At 45.5% G+C, this 22,594-nt stretch carries 17 protein-coding genes; 14 read left to right on the top strand and 3 right to left on the bottom strand.

What is annotated here, in order from left to right:
* Positions 1 to 417 precede the first annotated feature (417 nt).
* The 7 genes from QUA00_RS13935 (at position 418) to QUA00_RS13905 (ending at position 8,059) form a co-directional block, all read left to right on the top strand.
* On the top strand, positions 418 to 1,407 hold the full coding sequence (locus QUA00_RS13935) for a calcium-binding protein (RefSeq protein ID WP_333143111.1): 990 nt from the start codon (positions 418 to 420) through the stop codon (positions 1,405 to 1,407).
* 134 nt (positions 1,408 to 1,541) lie between these two features.
* Complete coding sequence (locus QUA00_RS13930; RefSeq protein ID WP_333310577.1) at positions 1,542 to 2,576, top strand: calcium-binding protein; 1,035 nt, start codon at positions 1,542 to 1,544, stop codon at positions 2,574 to 2,576.
* Positions 2,577 to 2,891: 315 nt separating this feature from the next.
* Positions 2,892 to 3,938 (top strand): calcium-binding protein, encoded by a 1,047-nt coding sequence (locus tag QUA00_RS13925; protein WP_333284801.1) that lies wholly within the window; start codon positions 2,892 to 2,894, stop codon positions 3,936 to 3,938.
* A gap of 315 nt (positions 3,939 to 4,253) precedes the next feature.
* Complete coding sequence (locus tag QUA00_RS13920) at positions 4,254 to 5,327, top strand: calcium-binding protein (protein ID WP_333310574.1); 1,074 nt, start codon at positions 4,254 to 4,256, stop codon at positions 5,325 to 5,327.
* 207 nt (positions 5,328 to 5,534) lie between these two features.
* Positions 5,535 to 6,521 carry a calcium-binding protein gene (locus QUA00_RS13915; protein ID WP_333143107.1) on the top strand — a complete coding sequence of 329 codons (987 nt, stop codon included), beginning with the start codon at positions 5,535 to 5,537 and terminating at the stop codon, positions 6,519 to 6,521.
* 120 nt (positions 6,522 to 6,641) lie between these two features.
* Positions 6,642 to 6,914 carry a hypothetical protein gene (locus QUA00_RS13910; protein WP_333409988.1) on the top strand — a complete coding sequence of 91 codons (273 nt, stop codon included), beginning with the start codon at positions 6,642 to 6,644 and terminating at the stop codon, positions 6,912 to 6,914.
* Positions 6,915 to 7,027: 113 nt separating this feature from the next.
* On the top strand, positions 7,028 to 8,059 hold the full coding sequence (locus tag QUA00_RS13905) for a calcium-binding protein (protein ID WP_333409987.1): 1,032 nt from the start codon (positions 7,028 to 7,030) through the stop codon (positions 8,057 to 8,059).
* A gap of 106 nt (positions 8,060 to 8,165) precedes the next feature.
* On the opposite strand, the gene QUA00_RS13900 is transcribed toward QUA00_RS13905, so the two are convergent.
* Positions 8,166 to 8,642 carry an ankyrin repeat domain-containing protein gene (locus tag QUA00_RS13900; RefSeq protein ID WP_333409986.1) on the bottom strand — a complete coding sequence of 159 codons (477 nt, stop codon included), beginning with the start codon at positions 8,640 to 8,642 and terminating at the stop codon, positions 8,166 to 8,168.
* 36 nt (positions 8,643 to 8,678) lie between these two features.
* Here QUA00_RS13900 and QUA00_RS13895 point away from each other — a divergent pair, with 36 nt between their 5' ends.
* Positions 8,679 to 9,941 carry a lipid-A-disaccharide synthase gene (locus QUA00_RS13895; RefSeq protein ID WP_333409985.1) on the top strand — a complete coding sequence of 421 codons (1,263 nt, stop codon included), beginning with the start codon at positions 8,679 to 8,681 and terminating at the stop codon, positions 9,939 to 9,941.
* A 361-nt stretch (positions 9,942 to 10,302) separates the two neighbouring features.
* On the opposite strand, the gene QUA00_RS13890 is transcribed toward QUA00_RS13895, so the two are convergent.
* A complete protein-coding gene (locus QUA00_RS13890; RefSeq protein ID WP_333143103.1) occupies positions 10,303 to 11,247 on the bottom strand; it encodes a fused MFS/spermidine synthase in 945 nt (314 codons plus the stop codon).
* Positions 11,248 to 11,858: 611 nt separating this feature from the next.
* On the opposite strand from QUA00_RS13890, the gene QUA00_RS13885 reads away from it, so the two are divergent.
* The 3 genes from QUA00_RS13885 (at position 11,859) to QUA00_RS13875 (ending at position 16,500) form a co-directional block, all read left to right on the top strand.
* Positions 11,859 to 12,929 (top strand): ATP-binding protein, encoded by a 1,071-nt coding sequence (locus QUA00_RS13885; RefSeq protein WP_333143101.1) that lies wholly within the window; start codon positions 11,859 to 11,861, stop codon positions 12,927 to 12,929.
* A 79-nt stretch (positions 12,930 to 13,008) separates the two neighbouring features.
* Positions 13,009 to 15,570: a primosomal protein N' gene (gene priA / locus QUA00_RS13880; protein WP_333409984.1), complete on the top strand. Its 2,562-nt coding sequence runs from the start codon at positions 13,009 to 13,011 to the stop codon at positions 15,568 to 15,570.
* Positions 15,571 to 15,891: 321 nt separating this feature from the next.
* Positions 15,892 to 16,500, top strand: coding sequence for a transposase (locus QUA00_RS13875; RefSeq protein WP_333409983.1), 609 nt, complete (start codon positions 15,892 to 15,894; stop codon positions 16,498 to 16,500).
* Between the two features lie 642 nt (positions 16,501 to 17,142).
* Here the strand turns inward: QUA00_RS13875 and gltD are convergent.
* The gene (gene gltD / locus QUA00_RS13870) at positions 17,143 to 18,627 is read right to left on the bottom strand and encodes a glutamate synthase small subunit (protein WP_333143098.1); all 1,485 of its coding nucleotides are present in this window, start codon (positions 18,625 to 18,627) and stop codon (positions 17,143 to 17,145) included.
* A 123-nt stretch (positions 18,628 to 18,750) separates the two neighbouring features.
* On the opposite strand from gltD, the gene QUA00_RS13865 reads away from it, so the two are divergent.
* The 3 genes from QUA00_RS13865 (at position 18,751) to QUA00_RS13855 (ending at position 22,531) form a co-directional block, all read left to right on the top strand.
* The gene (locus QUA00_RS13865; protein WP_333102726.1) at positions 18,751 to 19,023 is read left to right on the top strand and encodes a hypothetical protein; all 273 of its coding nucleotides are present in this window, start codon (positions 18,751 to 18,753) and stop codon (positions 19,021 to 19,023) included.
* Positions 19,024 to 19,302: 279 nt separating this feature from the next.
* A complete protein-coding gene (locus QUA00_RS13860; protein WP_333102724.1) occupies positions 19,303 to 20,334 on the top strand; it encodes a sulfate/molybdate ABC transporter ATP-binding protein in 1,032 nt (343 codons plus the stop codon).
* Between the two features lie 253 nt (positions 20,335 to 20,587).
* Positions 20,588 to 22,531, top strand: a complete 1,944-nt coding sequence (locus QUA00_RS13855) for an ATP-binding protein (protein WP_333307955.1) — start codon at positions 20,588 to 20,590, stop codon at positions 22,529 to 22,531.
* Positions 22,532 to 22,594 lie beyond the last annotated feature (63 nt).

Below are 22,594 nucleotides of genomic sequence, written 5' to 3'. Positions count from 1 at the left end.
GACAAATTTAGGTCAAATTTTCGTTACATTTTTTTATAAATTCCTTGAGCAAATACTCCAGTTTTTGTTTACAAAAATTTACTTGACATAAAGCTATTTGTATGTAACTAAGTAATAACAGGGAGAAAAATAATTAAAAATTAACCAACGATTGAGAAAGAAATCCTGAAAAAAGTTCCAAGTTTTGTAGAAGTGATCAAACTTGCGATCGCTCAATTAACTGACGAAAAAAAGGCAGAAATTCTGAAGGCAGAATCGAGCCTTCGATAATTGCTGAGTTACCAAAATAGATATGTTCCTAGGAACTTAAAAATATTTCATAACGTCTGTTTTGTGTAAGTTCCTGATTGGCGATCGAGTTCATGGAAAGCTAATTGCTATAAACTATCAAGCTCATCAAAACATTAGGGGGAAAACATGGCTAACTACGCAGTTTTCGACGAACAATTTTACCTTGCCTCATATCCTTGGATCAAACCAGCCATTGATGCAGGAGTCATCAAATCAGGACTAGAACACTTTCAAAAATTCGGTCAAGCCAGCGGTCTAACCAAAGTATCGCGTTATTTTGACGAAAATGCTTACCTTACTGTCAACACAGACCTCAGACCGTTCGTCCGCACTGTCAATCCAAACGCGCCGTTTGCGAGTGGGCTCGATCACTTGATTCAGTTCGGTTACGAAGAAGGACAGCGCCGTAGCGCAGTATCGCCAGAGTACAGCGAAGATTTTTATTTAGCAAATAACTCGGATTTGCGACCGTTTGTCGGCCCCAATGCACCTTTCAAATCGGGATACCAGCATTTCATTCAATTCGGCTCAAAAGAAGGTCGTTTTGGAACTTCATTTTTTGAACCGGAATACTTAAGAGAAAACCCCGACATTGTGCCGTTTATAAACTCTGGAGCCCTGAGAACTGGTCGGGATCACTACTTCAATTTCGGGAAAAACGAGCCAAGCCGCGACGCAACTTTTGTTGGTAGCCGCAGCACCGATATTCTCACTGGTGTTGGTGTGGGGAATACCGAACTGATTGGAGTGGAAGTAGGTATCGATCCCAGGGGCAACCGGCAGTATGAAAGCTTTGGCACCAATGAATTCGATGTCCTGATTGGCAGTCCGGGAGCTGATACATTCGTACTCGGAGTTCCTCCTACAGCGGGGAATGTCACCCCGACCCCGCTGTATTTGGGTAACGGTCAAGCTACGATTCGCAACTTCAACGTAGCAGACGATTTGATCCAACTGCAAGGAAATTCTTTAAACGACGGCTACAGCCTGACTCCCGTTGGCAACAATTTGTCAATCCAACGTTTTGGAGATGTGATCGGCGTGATTGAAGGAGGAGCAAATTTTAATTTGACCTTCCTAGAATCTAACGGGAACGGTACTTTCTCGATTGGATAATCATTGGTCATTAGTCATCAGTCATCAGTCATCAGTCATTAGTTAATACTGAGGATTGATGACTTTTTTATTTGTTGTGGGCTAATGTGCTATGAAAAAGTACGATCGCATTTTACGTTCTTAAAGGAGCAACAATGAATTACGATATCTTCGACGAACAATACTATCTTTCGCAATATCCGTGGCTGAAACCAGCCATTGATGCAGGAATCATCAAATCTGGAAGAGAACACTTTGAAAAATTTGGTCAAGCGGCCGGCCTCACAAAAATATCGCGGTATTTTGACGAAGATACTTACCTTGAGGGAAATCCAGACCTTAAACCCTTTGTCCGCACCCCCAACAACCCAAACGCGCCTTTTGCGACCGGATTAGACCACTTTATCCAATATGGTTACGAAGAAGGTCGCACTCGCGTATCGCCTGAGTATGACGAAGCGTTTTATCTCGCAAATAATCAGCAGTTGCAGCCGTTTATCCAGAATGGAACTTTTAAAAATGGCTACCAGCATTTCGTTCAATTCCGCCTCAAAGAGGATCAGTTTGGGACTTCATTTTTGGAACCACGATACTTAGAGAGCAACCCCGATGTTCGGCGGGTTGTCGAATCGGGAGCCTTGAAAACTGGTCGCGAACACTACTTCAATTTCGGGAAAAACGAGCCAAACAGGTCCGCTACTTTTGTCGGAACTCCCGGCAATGACATCCTCACTGGTGTAGGGGTGGGGGATACCGTATTAATAGGAGTTGAACTAAATGATGTTACAAGAATTAATGGCTTTCCCGACCCCAGGCCATCTTATGGAAGTGACGGCAGCAATGAATTCGATACTCTAACTGGCGGTAGCGGCCGCGATACATTCCTGTTGAGCCGTACATTTTCCAGTATAGGAAGTGGTAGACGGACGTTTACCACGTACCCGTCCTACATCGGGCCGGGTTTTGCTACAATTCGGAACTTTACCCCAGGTCAGGATATCATCAATATAGGGCTTTCCTCAGATGAATTATTGGTATTTCCCATCAACAATAATCGAGATTTAGCTATTCAAAAGAAGGACTTCATCGCCGTTAACAATGGAGTTGCCTTCACCACTCCCCCTGACACGATCGCTGTTATTGAAGGTGGCGGAAATCTCACTTATAATCAACTAATTACAAGGATATAGTGTTATTAGCTCTTTACTTGGGTAGAAATCTCGAAGCTATTCAGGGTTTGCCTTAGTCCATCATGGGGAGACTTATTAATTTAAAAATCGGGAGATACACTTGCCAGAATTCAGGGGGGAGCTAATCTAAATCTGCAATTGATTGGAATTATAAATCTATTTAATCCTCCCGATTTTACCGCTTTTTTTGGTTATAAAGCATAGAGATTAAGTGAGATTTTACAGTGGGGTAAAATCACCCGATCAGGTAATTGTCTCAGTTCTGGATTATTGATAAATTGCATAAATACCTCATTAAAGCCGCAGTAGGAAAACATGGCTAGTTACGCAATTTTTGACGAACAATACTACCTTTCGCAATATCCGTGGCTGAAACCAGCCATTGATGCAGGAATCATCAAATCTGGAAGAGAACACTTTGAAAAATTTGGTCAAGCCGCCGGCCTCACCAAAATATCGCGGTATTTTGACGAAGATACTTACCTTGAGGGAAATCCAGACCTTAAACCCTTTGTCCGCACCCCCAACAACCCTAACGCGCCTTTTGCGACCGGACTAGACCACTTTATCCAATACGGTTACGAAGAGGGTCGCAGCCAAGTATCGCCTGAGTATGACGAAGCGTTTTATCTCGCAACTAACCGAGTTTTGCTGCCGTTTATTCAGAATGGAACGTTTAAAAACGGCTACCAGCATTTCATTGAATTCGGCCTCAAAGAGGAGCAGTTTGGGACTTCATTTTTTGAACCGGGATATTTACAATTCAACCCCGATGTTCGGCTGCTTGTCGAATCGGGAGCCTTGAAAACTGGTCGCGAACACTACTTCAATTTCGGGAAAAACGAGCCAAACCGATCTGCTACTTTTGTCGGAACTTCCGGCCATGACCTCCTCACTGGTGTAGGGGTGGGGAATACCCGATTAATAGGATTTGAAGTAGGTTACACTACAGAAAGTAACGCATTTTTAGCCTCCCCCAGGGAATATTATGAAAGTGACGGCAGCAATGAATTCGATACTCTAACTGGCGGTAGCGGCCGCGATATATTCGTGTTGACCCGTAGAACTCGCACTCTAGCGGGTGGTAGATCGGCGGTTTACACTGACCTGTCCTACATCGGGCCGGGTTTTGCTACAATTCGGAACTTTACGCAAGATCAGGATACGCTCGATATAGGGGTTTTCTCAAATCAATTATTGGTATTTCCCATCAACAATAATCGAGATTTAGCTATTCAAAAGAGGGGCTTATTCGTCGTTAACAATGGAGTTACCGAAACCACTCCCGGTGACACGATCGCTGTTATTGAAGGTGGCGGAAATCTCAGTTTGAATCTACCAGTAGCCTATGGTGGGATCTAGTGTTATTAGCGCTGTATTTGGGTATAAATCTTGCAGATATTCAGGGTTTCCATTAGTCCATCATCGAGAGACTTATTTATTCAATAATCGGCAGATACAATGGCCATAATTCATAGCGTAGCCAATCTAAATATGCAATGGATTGGGATGATAACTCCCTTTAATCGTCCAGTCGGCATCACTTTTATGGGCGATAAAGCATAGAGCTTAAGTGAGATTTTACTCTTGGGTAAAATCACCCGCTCAGGTAATTGTCTCTGTTCTGGATTATTGATAAATTGCATAAACAGCTCATTAAAGCCGCAGTAGGAAAACATGGCTAGTTACGCAATTTTTGACGAAAAATACTACCTTGCTCAATATCCTTGGGTCAAGCCAGCCATTGATGCAGGAGTCATCAAATCTGGAAGAGAACACTTTGAAAAATTCGGTCAAGCCGGCGGCTTAACCAAAGTATCGCGGTATTTTGACGAAGCTACTTACCTTGCTGGCAACCCAGATATCGCTGCCTTAGTCCGCACTCCCAACAACCCAAATGCGGCTTTTGCTACAGGACTAGACCACTTTATCCAGTTCGGTTACGAAGAGGGTCGCACTCGCGTATCGCCTGAGTATGACGAAGCGTTTTATCTCGCAAATAACCGACAGTTGCAGCCGTTTATTCAGAATGGAACTTTTAAAAATGGCTACCAGCATTTCATTGAATTCGGCATCAAAGACGGTCAGTTTGGGACTTCATTTTTTGAAACAGAATACTTACTAAAAAACCCCGACATCGTGCCTTTTGTCAACTCTGGAGCCTTGAAAACAGGTCGCGAACACTACTTCAATTTCGGCAAAAACGAGCCTAACCGCTCTGCGACTTTTATCGGAACTTCCGGGAATGACATTATTACTGGTGCTGGGGTGGGAAATACCGAATTAATTGGAGTTGAAGTAGGTTATGTTACAAACAGTGATGGCTTTACCATCCCCGGCCGAAATTATGAAAGTGAGGGTAGTAATGAATTCGATACTCTCACTGGCGGTAGCGGCCGCGATAAATTCATGCTGGGAGACCTTTTAGTAGGCAGTGGTGGTAAGGGATTCAGTTTCCCAACAAACTTATATATCGGGCCGGGTTTTGCTACAATTCGGAACTTTACCCAAGGGCAGGATAGTATTCAACTAGCAACAAGAGATATCCAACCTTCCTTAGATAAATTCTTGATATTTCCCATCAACAACAATCGAGATTTGGCTATCCAAACGAACGGCTTGTTCGTCTCCCTTGCAGATGGAAGTTCGGGAATTAGTAGATTTGACACGATCGCTGTTATTGAAGGCGGCGGAAATCTCAAGTTGAATCTATTACCAGAATCTAGAGGTTCTCTACCTTTACTTGGCTAGAAATATCGAAGCTATTGGGATTTGGCTGATTGCTGCTGGGAAGTGCGATCGCACATTCACAAAAAGGGCGATCGTACTGTTGTGTTTGCCCTAAAAATAATAAAACAGGCTTAATAATAATTAACTTGACATAGTGAGTTCGTAGAGTTATTTATAGTGGGTCAAGTTTAATCGACAAGTAAGCAGACTAAGCTTAGAGTACAACTTATGACTAATTATGAAATTTTTGACGAACCATACTACCTGGCGCAATATCCTTGGGTGAAACCTGCTATTGATGCAGGAATTATAAAATCCGGCAGAGAACACTTTGAAAACTTCGGTCAAGCCGGCGGCATGACCAAAGTATCGCGTTACTTTGACGAACAAACCTATCTAGCTCAAAATCCAGATATTGCTCCCCTGGTTCGCAGCCCAAACAATCCAAACGCGCCTTTTGCGTCTGGTTTAGACCAATTTATTCAGTTTGGCTACGAAGAAGGCCGCACCCGCGTATCGCCTGAATATAACGAAGATTTTTATTTAGCAAATAACTCAGAGTTGCGATCGTTCGTTCAGAACGGAACTTTCAAATCAGGCTACCAGCATTTCATTCGATTCGGACTCAAAGACGGTCGTTTTGGGACTTCATTTTTTGAACCGGAATACTTAAAAGAAAACCCCGACATTGTGCCGTTTGTCAACTCGGGAGCCTTGAGAACCGGTCGAGAACATTATTTCAAATTTGGGCAATTTGAGCCTAGTCGCTCCGCTACTTTTGTCGGAAGCCGCGGCGATGATACCCTCACTGGTGTAGGGGTAGGGAATGCCGAATTAATTGGAGTTGAAGTAGGTATTGATCCCCAAGGCAATCGGCAGTATGAAAGCTTTGGAAATGAGGAATCTGATGTCCTGATCGGTGGCCCTGGGAGGGATACATTCGTACTCGGAGTTCCTGCTACCTCGGGTAATCCCACATCCCGTCAACTCTATGCGACTACCCCCGGTATAGTTAGAATTCGGAACTTTGATCAAGACAATGACAAGATCCAGTTGGCAGGAAGTCCCGATATCTACACAACAATGGAGGATGCTAACGAGTTCATAATCCTCAGCCCAAGATATGAAACAATTGGTATTATTGAGGGAAAAAATTTATCTTTTTCTACAACTCAGCCACAGGGGGACGGCACTTTCTACCTATTCCTTAAATAACCGGAACCTCGGTTATCTCTTTCTCGGTTAACATGGTAGGTGCGTTAATAACGCACGCTACTTAACTTTACCCAAAGTCAGGATAGCATCCAGCTTGCAGGGACTTTCTGAGAGTTCTTCTTGGTGTTTCCCATTAACAATAATCGACATTTAGCTATCCAAGCTAATGGCTTCTCTGTTGTTAAAAATGGAGGGGTCGAAACCAACCGCGGTGACACGCTCGCTGTTATTGAAGGCGACCGCAATCTCAGTTTGAATTTATTACATAAATCTCTTTCTTTACATCTTTCCTTCGATAGAAATCTCGAAGCAGTTAAGGATTTACCTTTGGCTGCTGGGGAGTGCGATCGCACATTCGCAAAATGGGCGATCGCACTTTTGTGTTTGCCCTAAAAATAATAAAACAGGCTTAACAATAATTAACTTGACATAGTGAGTTAGTAGAGTTAGTTATAGTGGGTCAAGTTTAATCGACAAGTAAGCAGACTAAGCTTGGAGCCAAAATTATGACTAATTATGACATTTTTGACGAACAATACTACCTTTCCCAATATCCTTGGGTGAAACCGGCTATTGATGCAGGAATTATAAAATCTGGGAAAGAACACTTTGAAAAGTTCGGTCAAGCTGGCGGCCTCACAAAAATATCGCGGTACTTTGACGAAGCTACTTACCTTGCCGGCAATCCAGACATCACACCCTTTGTCCGCACTCCCAACAACCCAAACGTGCCTTTTGCGACGGGCTTAGACCACTTTATCCAATACGGTTACGAAGAGGGTCGATCGCGCGTATCGCCAAATTATGACGAAGCATTTTATGTAGCAACTAACCGAGATTCGCGGTCGTTTATTGAGAATAACTTTAAAAGTGGCTACCAGCACTTCATTCAATTCGGCGGCTTCAGCAATGGTACTTCTTTCTATGAAACAGTATACTTAAATAGAAACCGTGATATTGGACCTCTTGTCTACTCTGGAGCTTTGACAACTGGTCGGGAACACTACTTCAATTTCGGAAAAAACGAGCCAAACAGGACTGCTACTTTTATCGGAACTTCCGGCAATGACACCCTCACTGGTATAGGAGTGGGGAATGTCGAATTAGTTGGAGTAACAAGCTCTGCAGGCTTTGGCGCCGGAGTGTCTGGAAGTGACGGCAGCAACGAATTCGATACTCTCATTGGCGGACCCGGCGCCGATACATTCGTGTTAGCGCAGCCTGTATATACCAGTAGAGTGTTTGTGATTGGATATAAATCTTTCTACCTTGGACCGGGTTTTGCTACAATTCAAAACTTTACCCAAGGTCAGGATACGATCCAGCTCGGCTCTACATCATTCGATAAATACATTGTGTTTCCCATCAACAATAATCGAGATTTAGCAATCCAAACAAACGGCTTGCCGTTCTTTACACCAAATGGAGGCGACCAACTTAGTTATGGTGATACGATCGCAGTTATTGAAGGTGGCGGAAATCTAAAGTTGAATTTATTACCTTCAGAATATAGTTGGTCAACTTCTTTAATTGGGTAGAAATCTCGCAGCTATTCAGGATTTGCTTGATCGCTGCTGGGGAGTACGATAATTAATTGTACCATCCAGAAACCGGGTTTCTCGAATAAACCCGGTTTCTAAGTCTTTAATGCCGATCGCGCGCTAGCTTCAAAACCTCAACCGCATCTTTGTGGCCCTCCGAAGACGCCCAAATTAACGCAGTCCAAGTATTATTATCATACGCTTTGATATCAGCTCCTTTATCAATTAAAAATTCCACAACTTGAGTGCGCCCGCTACCTGCAGCACTCATCAAAGCCGTCAAACCAAAATTAGTTTTAGCATTCACATCCGCTCCCGCCTCCAGCAAAAGCTGTACAATCTCGGTATGTCCGGCAGCAGCGGCACTCATTAACGGCGTCCACCCGTCATTATCTTGACTGTTGGGCCCGGCACCTGCAGCCAGCAATTTTTTGACGATCGCCGAATTGCCAGCCTCAGCCGCAGCCGTCAAAGCCGTCCCGCCTTCCTCATCTTTAGCATTGATATCTGCACACTGTTCGATCGCACTTTCTACAGCCGCAACATCACCCGTCTTGACGGCATTAATTAAATCTGTCATAAAATCTCCCTTGCATCCTTTCAAATCTTAAATCCTATGGCAGTAGATATTTTAATCCTCTCCAACGGCCCCGGAGAATTGGCAACTTGGGTGCGTCCCGCCGTGCAAGCTTTGCGTGAGCAATTGGGAAACGCGGGGACTCAAGCCCGAATCTCTGTGGTGCTGTCCCCCTGTCCGCACGCCACCGGGAAAGAAGCAGAAATCGCTTGTTCCTACCCAGAAGTTGACAGAGTGCAGGCGCCGGAGCATTTTTTTCCATTCTTATTGTCGGGCAAAACGGCTGAAAATTGGGATTGGTATGAAACAGGAGTTGTTTTGTTTTTAGGCGGCGATCAATTTTTTACGGTTGTTATTGGCAAAAGGCTAAAATATCGCACTGTTATTTATGCTGAATGGGACGCGCGGTGGTATCGCTGGATTGATAAATTTGCGGCGATGAAACCAGAAGTTTTTGCTAAAATTCCCCAAAAATATGCTAAGAAATTTACAGTTGTCGGAGATTTGATCGCGGAAGTAGGGAACGGGAAATCGGGCAGGGCGGGCACGGGGGCACCGCCCCTACGGAAAATAGAATTAATTGGATTGTTGCCCGGTTCTAAAGCGGCCAAATTAGCTTTAGGTGTACCGTTATGTTTGTCGATCGCCCAATCTATCCATCGCCTCCGCCCTGAAACTCGCTTTGTAATTCCCGTTGCTCCTACCTTAGATGTGCAAACTCTAGCACGTTTTGCCGACCCAAAACACAATCCTTGCCTGCATTTATTTGAGAACGCCAGCGCCGAACTTCATTTAACAGAAACGCCGTTTTTGCAGACAGCAAATAAGTTGCAAGTAGAACTTTGGACGCAGACGCCAGCTTACGATTTGCTATCAGAATGCAGCCTGTGTTTAACTACTGTGGGAGCGAATACTGCCGAATTGGGTTCGTTAGCTGTACCCATGATTGTTTTGATTCCGACGCAGCAATTGGATGCGATGAAAGCTTGGGATGGTTTGCCGGGATTGCTGGCAAATTTGCCGTTAGTCGGTTCAGTTTTTGCGACGGTGATTAATTGGCTTATCTGGCAATTGGGAAAGGGAAAGCTTTATGCTTGGCCGAATATTTGGGCACAGGAGGAGATTGTGCCGGAGTTGATTGGGAAGCTGGAACCAGAAGTAATTGCTCAATTGGCGATCGACTATTTGAGCCATCCTGATAAATTAGCACAAATGGGCGATCGTTTGCGTGCGGTTCGAGGAGAATCGGGGGCGGCGAAAAAAATTGCTGAATTGGTTTGTGAAGAAATTGAGGTGCAATAATCAATAAAACCTCGTAGGGGCGGGTTCACCAACAATCTCTGACTGTAATTCATAATCTAAATAAACCCGCCCCCGCCCAACAGTAAATATCAATCTGCATTATTCCCGTATTTTATAAATAAAATAGGAAATAATTTGATTTGTATCGTAGGGGCGGGTTCACCACAAATCTCTGACGGTAATTCACGATCTAAATAAACCCGCCCCCCCAACTCAATCTGCATTATTCCCGTATTTTATAAATAAAGGTTGATACAGGCTATTAGTTGGGTGGGGGCGGGTTTTTGAGATTGTCGGTTTTTGGCAATTATTGTTGGTGAACCCGCCCCTACAGGAACTTAACCTCGATTTCAATTTAACTTCACTGACTGACAGAGCCTTTCCCGAAAAACTTAGGCGGTGCTGCCATAGTGTAAACTTCGGTTTCAGCGGCAATTACCTGCCGCAAGTGACCGGGAACTTGCATCAATCCCAACAGCGTAATCCCATCCAACATCCGCAACCCGCCAGTTGTTTTCTCGGCGAGTAATTTGTCAGTAACTTCGGGTTCGGGGCGCGTATTTATTTCTTGATTAGAAGCTATGGCGAAACCCCAAGGAGCTCCATAAGTAGAAATAAAGCTGGTGCAGGATTGAACATTGGGGAAAACAGATTTCAGGGTATTTACAATGCGAGCGTGCATTTTCATTTCTGCTGGAGAAACTGGGCCCGCTTGCACTACGAAATATCCGTTAGGTGACATTACCTTGCGAACTTTCTCAAAATACTCTTTGGTAAACAACTGGAAAGATGGGCCTTCTTCAATGGGATCGGACAAGTCAGAAATGACAATATCCCAATCATTGTCAGTGTTATCTAAATAGTCCAAAGCATCGCCGATTACTACTTCGCAGCGGGGGTCGTCAAAGGCATTTTGGTGCATTTCGGGCAGGTGTTCGCGGCAAGCTTCTACTACTTCGCCGTCAATGTCGATCATCACGACTTTTTCAACTGTTTTCCAGCGCAGCACTTCTCTAATTGTAGCTCCTTCTCCGCCGCCGAGAACGAGGACTTTTTTGGGTGAACCGTGACAAATCATCGCTGGGTGCACCAGGGGTTCGTGGTACAGAAACTCGTCGCCTGTACAAGATTGCCACTTACCGTCTAAAACTAAGCCTTTCCCGTAGGTACCGGTTTGAACTACGTACATTTCTTGATAGGCAGTTTTTTTGTAAGCGAGCACGGCGATGACGCCGTGAACGTAAATATCCCAAGGGGTAATGTACTCGCTCATCCAAAAGTCTGCACGAACTTCGCTACCTGACATCAATTACTCTCCAAATATAAACTGCTGTGTCGATGTTGTCACAAGTAGTAGTTATTAGCACAAAATGGTGCGGGTGTGTGAGTACGATCGACACACTAAAGTGAGATTTCTCAGCAATGGTATAGTGTGATTGCGTTCTGGGATAGAGCAAGTGGCTTGGTACTTGAGATTGCTTGTGGGATCTCGCGCCCAGTCGAGATCACTTTTCCCGTCGCCCCCACTCGATCGCACTCACATTTAATATTTTCGCTTTGCCTTGCCGGCGGGTTTTGTACAAAGGTTGTCTGAATCGGGCAATTTTTCGCGCTGGGCCCGCCTTTATAAGTTTGCGATCGACCTGCTTATTTATCAACAATCGGATGAAAACCCCGCAAATGCGAGAGGGGGAATAAAAGTAGCGATCGGTTTTAACCAGACTTGTTATTAATATCTTGACATTGAGAATCTATATTAGATAAGATTTTTAGACCTAGCAAAATAAAGGAAGTGTTAAATTCTTCTGACCAAATTGCCGAGGCGATGTGCGACGAAATTATCACTAGGTAAAGGGTGCAACTAAATTTCCTAATAAAACTGTTATGACACTATTTTTAGGTTCAAAATAATAGCCGATGGAACCAACAGACTGGGAAAACAGAATCAAAGAGCTGGAAAAGGAAAATCGAATCCTGCGGGAAAAACTTGAAACTTCGGAAACCGAACGCAGCCAATTACAAGCCCTTAATCAAAAAAAAGAATCTTTGCTAAAAAAGCTCACGCAGGAATTTAGAGATTCCGAAAATATTTTAAAAGCCAAAATGTCTACACTAGAAAAAGCTCTGGAAAACCAGCAAACAATGCAGCTCAAATTGATCGAAGCCGAAAAAATGTCGGCTTTGGGCATTTTGGTAGCTGGTATTGCCCACGAAATCAACAATCCCGTCAACTTCATCTACGGCAATATTACCTATGTCAATGACTACGCTGGCGACATTTTAACATTGCTAGCAATGTACCAGGATAGGTATCCCGAAACAGATGCAGAGATTGAAGCTTTTCTGGAAAAAATTGACATCGACTTTTTGCGCGAAGATTTGTTGAAAACTCTTTCGTCAATGAAAGTGGGTTCCGAGCGCATCCGCGAAATAGTGCTGACTTTACGCAACTTTGCGCGGGTAGATGAAGGTGAAAAAAAACCAGTTAACATTCACGAAGGAATTGACAGCACATTGTTAATTTTGCAGCATTTAACTAAAGAAAAGCCCGGTCATGCCGCTATTAGTGTTATTAAAGATTATGGAGATTTGCCCAAGGTCGAGTGTTATGCTGGGCAATTAAATCAGGTGTTTATGAACATCATTAATAATGCTGTTGATGCCCTGCGAGAGCGAGAGCAAAAGTCTTCACAGGAGGAGATAGAATCCAACCCTATCCAGATGAGCATTACTACTTCTATTATTTCCGGAAAATGGGCAAGAATTAGCATCAAAGATAATGGTATGGGAATGAATGAATCTGTAAAAGCGAAAATTTTCGATCCGTTTTTCACCACCAAACAAGTTGGTCACGGGACGGGTTTGGGATTGTCAATTAGCTATCAGATTGTTGTGGACAAACACGGCGGGAGGTTGGAGTGCATATCCGCAATTGGAGAAGGGACTGAATTCGCGATCGAGATTCCGATCGCCAATTCCCGCAGCTAAGAGCGATCGATCGAGCTAAACTGAGGGATAATGAAAACTCCCTTTGACCGCGGCTCCTCCTAGTTTGATGTGCAACCTTATGTCTACTGTCACTTTTGGTTTGTCAACCCCTATAGCGGCAGAAGCCGGGGCATCCTACGGCAGCAGCGAACAGCCACAGCGCCCCACCGTGCGGGTAGAGTGGATCGAGGTATTGGTGGACTCTCCTTTCAGGGTGGCGGGGGACTCCCCAGGGGAGGAAAACAAGTTATTTACCTATCGTTTACCTGCGGAACTTACCGTGCAACCAGGGGATATCTTGAGTGTACCCTTTGGCAGTCAACAGGTAGGGGCGATCGCAATTCGGTTCATTTCTCAACTGCCGCCCGACTTAGATCCGGCGCGGGTTAAAGATGTCGAAGATGTTGTCAGTGCGGGTTTTTTCCCGCCTAATTACTGGGAATTGCTCGATCGCACTGCCACCTATTATTGCACACCTTTAATTCAAGTAATTAGAGCCTCACTGCCGCCCGGTTTGTTAAGCCGTTCCGTGCGCCGAATTCGCTTAATTAAGGACGCTATTTCTCCGAATGCCGAAACATTTCTCAATCCCGCAGCCCGTCAAATTTTGCAATTGCTGCAAGCTCAAAAAAACGGCGATTACACTTGGCAATACCTCCAGCGACAAGTCAAGGGTGCTGACAGGGGATTGCGAGATTTATTAAAACGGGGTTGGGTAGAAAATTATTTAGAACCTCCCAATCCTTCCAAACAAAAACTCCAATTGGCAGTAACATTAATTGTAGGTGATTTTGTGACCGATTTAACTGATCGGCAGCAAGAAGTATTGGCAGCTTTGCGGCGCGGTGGCGGTGAAATGTGGCTGAGCGATTTACTAAAAATTTGCAGTGCGAGTTCCTACGTTGTCAAAGTTTTAGAACAGAAAGGTACCGTTGTGATCGATAAAAGGGAAGTGCTCAGGGGCGATCGCGGAATTTCTCAATTGCCCGATGCACCGAAAACTTTAACTCATTTTCAAGCTCAAGCCTTAGCGTTTATTAACTCTTTTTCGGGATTCCGTCAAGTGCTGCTGCACGGCGTTACAGGTTCCGGGAAAACCGAAGTATATTTGCAGGCGATCGCCCCCATCTTAGCCAGCGGCAAATCCGCCCTCGTACTCGTTCCCGAAATCGGCCTCACACCGCAACTTACCGATCGATTCCGCGCCCGTTTTGGCGAGCAAATTTGCGTCTACCACAGCGCCCTATCCGACGGCGAACGTTACGATACATGGCGTCAGATGCTGACTGGAACCCCGCAAATTGTCATCGGCACGCGATCGGCTATTTTTGCGCCTTTACCTCACCTCGGCTTAATTATCCTCGATGAAGAACACGACAGCAGCTTCAAACAAGACCAACCAGCCCCCTGCTACCATGCCCGCACCGTTGCCAAATGGCGCGCCGAATTAGAAAATTGTCCCTTAATTTTAGGTTCCGCAACGCCAGCTTTAGAGACTTTTGTCGGGACGCGCCGAGATTATTACTCATTACCAACTATCCATTATTTATCCTTGCCCGATCGCATTTATTCCCGCCCCATGCCGCCTGTGGAAATAGTCGATATGCGCCAAGAATTGCGGCAAGGAAACCGCTCAATTTTCAGCGCTTCCCTGCAAAACGCGCTGGAACAATTGCAAGCAAGACAACAGCAAGGTATCCTGTTTATTCACAGAAGAGGACACAGTACCTTTGTCTCTTGTCGAAGTTGCGGCTATGTGATGGAATGCCCTAATTGCGATGTTTCCCTGTCTTATCACCACGTCGGCGAAGGGACAGCAGAAGTGTTGCGGTGTCACTACTGCAATCACACGGAACGACACCCTCAAAACTGCCCGGAATGCAGTTCTCCTTACTTCAAAAACTTTGGCAGCGGCACTCAGCGAGTCGAACAGGAATTAACGAGATTGTTTCCAGAATTGCGGGCTATTCGGTTTGACAGCGATACGACTAGAAATAAGGGCGACCACCGCAGATTGTTAACGCAATTTGCCAATGGGGAAGCTGACATTTTGTTGGGTACGCAAATGCTGACGAAAGGGTTAGATTTAGCTGGAGTCACATTGGTGGGAGTTGTGTCTGCTGATGGGTTGCTGAACTTATCAGATTATCGGGCAAGCGAACGAGCGTTTCAAACTTTAACTCAAGTCGCGGGCCGTGCGGGCAGAGGCGACGATCCGGGGCGGGTAATTATTCAAACTTACACTCCAGAACATCGGGTTATTCAAGCAGTTAGGCGGCACGAATATGCGGATTTTGTGGAAACAGAATTAGCAGAAAGAGCAGCGCTGAATTATCCACCTTCGGGGCGGCTGATTTTGTTGCGTTTGAGCAGTGTAGATGCGGCGGAAGTTGCGGTGACGGCGGTACAATTGGCGTCGGTTTGTCAGGAGTATATTGAGCGATTGTCTGTACCGGGGTGTGAGTTGTTGGGGCCTGCACCTGCGGCGATTATGCGGGTGGCAAATCGCTATCGGTGGCAGATTTTGCTGAAGTTGCCTTTTGATGAGTCGGTGGATTTGTCGGATTTGATCGGATTGCGCGATCGCACGCCGCGTTCTGTTAGTTTAACTATTGATGTCGATCCGTTGAATTTTGGTTGATTGGTGGGGCTACAGGCCGTTGTAGGGGCGGGTTTCACCAACAATCTATGTCGGAAACCAACAATATAATAAACCCGCCCCCACGAACACGACAAATCCGAATCTACATTTTTTGAATTCGATCGAACATCAGGTTAATCTGGGTTATGGGTTGGTGGGGGCGGGTTTTTATAGATTGTTTGTCAGCTTCAAATATTGTTGGTAAAACCCGCCCCTACAGCCCATCGTAGGGGCGGGTTTTACCAACCATTTATGTCATAAATCAACAATATAATAAACCCGCCCCCACCGAACGAACAACTGTTTTATGGAAACAAAATTATGAAATACGATCGTAACAAACACCACCGCCGCTCAATTCGCCTGCCAGGATATGATTATAGGACTCCCGGTGCGTATTTTATCACTATTTGCAGTTGGCAGCGCGAATGTTTATTCGGCGACGTTATTAATGATCAAATGCAATTGAGTCCCTATGGGAAAACTGTTTTATTCAATTGGAGCATTCTTCCCAAACGTTACCCAAACGTAGCATTAGACAATTTTATTGTGATGCCAAATCACGTTCATGGAATTATTGTTTTGAAAGGCAGCCCCGAAATAAATTCTACAGAATCCGATAAATTTGGCCTGATAAAATCAAAAATCCATCCTTTGTCGGAAATTGTGCGGGGTTTAAAAACATCTTCGGCGCGGCGAATTAACCAAATGCGATATTTGACAAGCATATCGGTGTGGCAGCGGGGTTATTACGAACATATCATCCGCAATGAAGAATCATTAGTTGCCATTCGTGAATATATTGTTAATAATCCTTTATTGTGGGGAAAAGATGAATTGTATCCTCATAATTCAGTCAAAATTAATGAATCTAGTCCGCTGGCGATCGAATGGAATGGTAAATCTTATATACAGTCGATCGTCCTCTAATATTATGCCGATCGATTTGTAGGGGCGGGTTTCACCAACCATCTCTGCCATAAACCAACAATATAACAAACCCGCCACCCCCAACGAGAAATCCAAATGAACCGATTCGTAGGGGCGGGTTTCACCAACCATCTCTGTCATAAACCCACAATATAATAAACCCGCCCCCCCAACGAGAAATCCAAATGAACCGATTCGTAGGGGCGGGTTTCACCAACCATCTCTGTCATAAACCCACAATATAAGAAACCCGCCCCCTACCTTTTTGGGCTGCTCTCAAACATCACGTTAATCTGGGTTATTTGTTGGGTGGGGGCGGGTTTTTATAGATTGTTTGTGAGCCTCAAATATTGTTGGTAAAACCCGCCCCTACAGGCCTAATAAATTATCGGAATTTATTCACGAAAATCATCCCAAATCGAGAGATTTGTAGGGGCTGGTTTCACCAATAATAATTGCCTAAAATCCATAATCTCGTAAACCCGCCCCCACCCAAAGGTAAATCGCAATCTACCTCTTTCAAGGTACAAAGGGCGGGTTTACAATATTTTTGGTTTTTAAATCAAAATATTGTAAACCCGCCCTTACGGGCCTAATAAATTATCGGAAATCAAACAATCTCGATCGACTCACACCTACCAACTAAGGCAAATCAGTGCTCCCCATCAGATAAAGGTCGCACTCCCGGGCCACGCCGCGCCCTTCATTAATCGCCCAAACCACCAAACTTTGTCCCCGGCGACAGTCCCCAGCCGCAAAAACTCCCGGAATGCTGGTTGTATATTTTTCGTGCTCGGCTTTCACGTTGCTGCGCGCGTCGCGTTCCAATCCCAGCGCATCCAGCAAGGGCTGTTCGGGGCCCAGGAAGCCCATCGCTAGCAACACAAGCTGTGCGGGCAACACTTTTTCGGTGCCGGGGATGTGGTTCGGAATGAACTGCCCTTTCTCGTTTTTCGCCCACTCCACCTCAACGGTGTGCACAGCTTTGACATTGCCGTTTTCGTCGCCCTCGAACTTTGTCGCCGTGGTGAGATAGCCGCGGGGGTCGTCGCCGAATTTGGCTGCGGCTTCTTCTTGGCCGTAGTCGAGGCGGTAGACTTTCGGCCATTCGGGCCAGGGATTGTTGGCCGCGCGTTCCGATGGCGGTTTGGGCAGGATTTCTAGCTGTACCAGGCTTTTGCAGCCGTGGCGGATGGAGGTGCCCACGCAGTCGGTGCCGGTGTCGCCACCGCCGATGATCACGATATCTTTGCCTTCGGCGGAGATGAAGTTATCGTTGGTGCTCTTGTCTAAAACTGCTTTGGTGTTTGCTGTCAGGAAGTCCATTGCGAAGTGGATGCCTTTTAATTCCCGGCCGGGGATGCCTAAGTCGCGGGGTTTGGTGGCGCCGGTACAGAGCACAACTGAGTCGTATTCTTTTAGCAGTTGTTCTGCTGGTAAGTCTTTGCCGACTTCGGTGTTGCAGACAAATGTCACGCCTTCGTCTTCGAGGACTTTGAGGCGGCGCATTACGACTTGTTCTTTGTCTAGCTTCATGTTGGGGATGCCATACATTAGCAGGCCGCCAGGTCGATCGGCTCTTTCGTATACTGTTACCCAATGACCGGCTTTATTTAGTTGCGCGGCGGCGGACAAACCTGCGGGCCCGGAACCGATGACGGCGATTTTTTTGCCGGTGCGTTTGGCGGGTGGTTCGGCAGTAACCCAGCCTTCATCCCAGCCTTTGTCGATAATTGCGGCTTCGATGTTTTTAATCGTCACCGGCGGGTTGTTGATGCCGAGCACGCAAGCGCCTTCGCAGGGTGCGGGACAGACGCGGCCGGTGAATTCGGGGAAGTTGTTAGTTTTGTGGAGTCTGTCGAGGGCTTCTTTCCAGAGTCCGCGATATACTAGGTCGTTCCATTCGGGGATGAGGTTGTTAATCGGGCAACCGCTGGCCATGCCACTGATAATTGTCCCCGTGTGGCAAAACGGAATGCCGCAATCCATGCAGCGCGCGCCTTGGGTGCGGAGTTTGTCCTCATCCATCGGTAGGTGAAATTCGTCCCAGTTGTGGACTCTCTCGACTGGTGAGAGTTCGGAGGGCAATTCGCGCAAGAATTCGATAAAGCCTGTTGGTTTTCCCATAGTGGTGTTCTGGTTAGAATTTACTATTCTGGTAGTTTGTCAAAGCTGAAGCCTGTATGCTTATGAACTAACTATTGTCATATAAATTGTGGGCGATCGCACCTCAGATTGAGCAATTTGTACATGAAATCTTTAATATCGCCGGGAGTCGGGGAATTGTTGGCTGCGGTAAAATATAGATACATCGACAGCAAAGAAACCGGGTTTTTTACGGAGATTAAAGGTTTTAAAGGTGATGATGCAGTATTTTCGTCCATCGGGAGCATCTCACCTTTGCAGCCCTCCGCTAGAAATTGGAGTTTTGAGGCAGGAGGCAGGAGGCAGGAGGCAGAAGGAAAGAGGCAGAAGGAAGGAGCCAGAAGGAAGGAGCCAGAAGAAGTATTTTTACAAATATGAGATGCTCCCCGTCCATCAAACCCGGTTTCTACGTAATTTCCGCATGGCTTATTCTCCGACGATCGCATTTACCGATAATCCCACATCTGGAAACCCTCGCGGGTTAACTCGGACGGCCCGCCAGCGTCAACTTTCAAGCGCCGTTCCCATCAGGAGGGCTCGAAATACAATACAAAAAGTTACAGGCCTTGCCAAATATTAATTTCAGGATATACTACTGTAAATCGGTCAGATATATGGAGTTAATACCGTCAACTCCTAAAATAGGTACACAAAGTCATGAGCATTACAATTGAGAACGTATCGAAACACTTCGGCTCCTTCCACGCCATTGACAACGTGAGTTTGAAAATAAACAACGGCTCTCTAGTCGCGCTTTTAGGGCCTTCCGGTTCGGGGAAATCGACTCTGCTGAGGATGATTGCGGGACTCGAACCGCCAGACAGCGGTCATATTTACTTGATCGGCGAGGATGCTACTCAGCAGTCGGTGCAGGAACGGCATATCGGTTTTGTGTTTCAGCACTACGCTTTGTTCAAACACATGAGTATTCGGAAAAATATTGCTTTTGCAATGGAAATTCGCAAAGTTCCTAAAAACTCTATTAGCAAGCGGGTTGATGAACTTTTGGATTTAGTGCAGTTGACAGGTTTGGGCGATCGCTATCCTTCGCAACTTTCCGGCGGCCAGCGGCAGCGGGTGGCTTTGGCGAGAGCTCTAGCAGTTCAACCAAAAGTGCTGCTGCTAGACGAACCTTTTGGAGCATTAGATGCTAAAGTCCGCAAAGAATTGCGATCGTGGCTGCACAACCTTCACAAAGAAGTTAACATCACCACAGTTTTTGTGACTCACGACCAAGAAGAAGCTATGGAAGTAGCCGATGAAATTGTGGTAATGAACAAAGGTAGAGTCGAACAAGTTGGCACTCCTGCTGAAATTTACGACAAACCGGCATCAGCTTTTGTGATGAGTTTTATTGGGCCGGTCAATGTGCTGTCGAATGCTGCAGGTTTGTTCGCCAGCAACGCCACAACGGCTCGCAATAATGGAGCCGCTCATTCGGACGTAGTGTTTTTGCGCCCCCACGACGTGGAAATTAAAACTAAGCCAGAGTCGGGTTTTTCATTAGCAAAAGTCAGTCGCATCATTCATTTAGGGCGGGAAATACAAACCGAGTTAGTGTTAGAATCCGAGCAGGTAGTAACAGCTTACGTGAGTCGCGAGCGCTTCGATTCTCTACAGTTAAAGCGAGATCAGCAAGTTTACGTCAAGCCCAAACACGCGATGACTTTCCCTGCTTATTCAATTTAAATCAGCGGCTGCATCTTACTCAAAATACTATTGGGGAGCTTCTACAAAACACTGCTGCCACATCGTTACCAGGCTCGTGCCTGGTAATGCTGTCTCGTGGCTCTCCATCGGAGGCAGAGCCTCCTGAAATTCATTCCCAGGCAGAGCCTGGGAACGAGAAAATGGGCAGAGCCTGAGAACCAGAAAACGAGAAAAACGAGAAATCTCAGGCAGAGCCTGGGACGGAGAACTAGAAACAAGATAGGTGAAGAATATGACTGCTAACAACTTCTTGAATTTAGCAACTAGCACTTTACTTAGTTATCGCCGTTACATCCAGGCAGGATTAACACTTTGTGCAGGATTAGGGCTGTCTGCGATCGCTTCTTCAGTCGCGTACAATTGGGAATATAAATCCATGCAAGCCGAACTGCAAGACCGCCTGGACAAAATAGCTACAGACATTCAGAAAGATGTTAGCGGTAATTTAGAAATCATTCGGGCTGCGGGAGCATTTTACAGCGTATTTGACGGCGTTAAAAAACCCGAAATGAAGACATTTGTTGGTTCTGCCCTCTACCGCCATCCGAGCCTGAAGGCGATCGCTTGGCTGCCGCGTTTTTCAGGCTCTCCGCAATTTATGACAGAGGAAATAGCTTTAAGCTTAGATTTAACTGCCAACCGGCTAGCGTTAGAAAACGCCACAAAAAGACAAGAAATTATCGCGACAGATCGCCAAAAATTGCCCTCAGAAAATCACCCTGGCGTCTTCGTCTTCCTGCCAATTTTTAGTCCAACTTATCCGGGCGATACCGCCGACTTCCCGGAAAATTTAGCTGCTACAGAACCAGAAAATTTGAAAGGTTTTGCTTTCGGAATTTTGCTCGTTGATGCTATTGTTAAATCCGCTTTGCAGGAAAATCAGCTCAACTTTGTTAATGTGTATCTTCAAGATGCTATGGCTCCTGAATCAGAAAAATTTCTTGCCTTTTACGAAGCGAAGACAAAAAGGATAATTACCGACGAAAATATCAAAAATCAACTCCAGCTTGGGGAAAGAGCTTACTGCCCAGACGGCAGCAGTTGCACCCGCATTATCAATATTGAAAATCGCAGGTGGTTGCTGCAACTACGGCTAACGCCAGAGTACATTAATCCTCTTAATTTTGGGCGTTCTTTGACTGTTTTAATTTTTGGGATAGTCTTGACTTTTGCGGCGACCATTTATCTAATGTGCTTGTTAGATTATACCGAAAAAATTGAAAAAGTAGCCGGAGAACGCACGGCTAAATCTCAAGAGCTAGAGCAAACTTTGCAAGAGTTGCAGCAAACTCAAGCTCAACTGATTCAGCAGGAAAAAATGTCTAGTTTGGGTTTATTAGTTGCTGGTGTAGCCCACGAAGTTAACAATCCTATTAATTTTATTTACGGCAATATCCACCACGCCCGCGAATATACTAGGGATTTGTTGGAGTTAATAGAACTCTACCAAAAACACTATTTATACCCTCCCTTGGAAATTTCACAGCATTTACGAAATATTGAGTTTGACTTTCTGTGCGATGATTTGCCGGAAGTGCTGTCATCGATGAAAATAGGAGCCGAGCGCATTGTTCAAATCGTCCAATCTTTGCGGAATTTCTCTCGCTTAGACGAAAGCGAAATGAAACCTGTCAACATCCATGAAGGCATTGACAGCACTCTGCTAATTCTGCAAAGTCGCCTGAAAGCTACAGCCGATCGCCCGCCGATCGAGATTGTTAAAAACTACAGCAATTTACCTTTAGTAGAGTGCTATGCCGGACAATTAAATCAGGTGTTCATGAATATTCTGGCTAATGCGATCGACGCCCTTGAGAGTTACAACCTCGATCGCGGGCCCAAAGCAGCGAAAGCTAATCCGATCGCGATCGCCATAACCACAGAATATTCCATCCCGGATAAAATAATTGTGCGGATATCTGACAACGGCCCCGGTATGGCAGAAAATGTCAAAAAACGGCTGTTTGACCCGTTTTTTACTACTAAACCTGTGGGAAAAGGGACAGGATTGGGACTGTCAATCAGCTATAAAATTGTCGTAGAAAAGCACAAGGGTATGCTGCGCTGCGATTCGACACCGGGATTGGGGACGGAATTCTCGATCGAGATTCCGCTGCGGCAAGAAGTCAGACAAGCTGTACCGTTTGTTTCGCGGAAAATATCCGAGGCAGCTTAGAAAGGGCTGGGGAAAGAAAAATTTTTTTCTCATTAACTACTGTAATTCGGTCGGATTATAGTA

This window comes from Microcoleus sp. T2B6 (assembly GCF_036700475.1).
Taxonomy (GTDB): Bacteria; Cyanobacteriota; Cyanobacteriia; order Cyanobacteriales; family Microcoleaceae; genus Microcoleus.
Note: the sequence above shows the minus strand (reverse complement) of the source record. Positions and strands in the feature narration are given on the sequence as shown.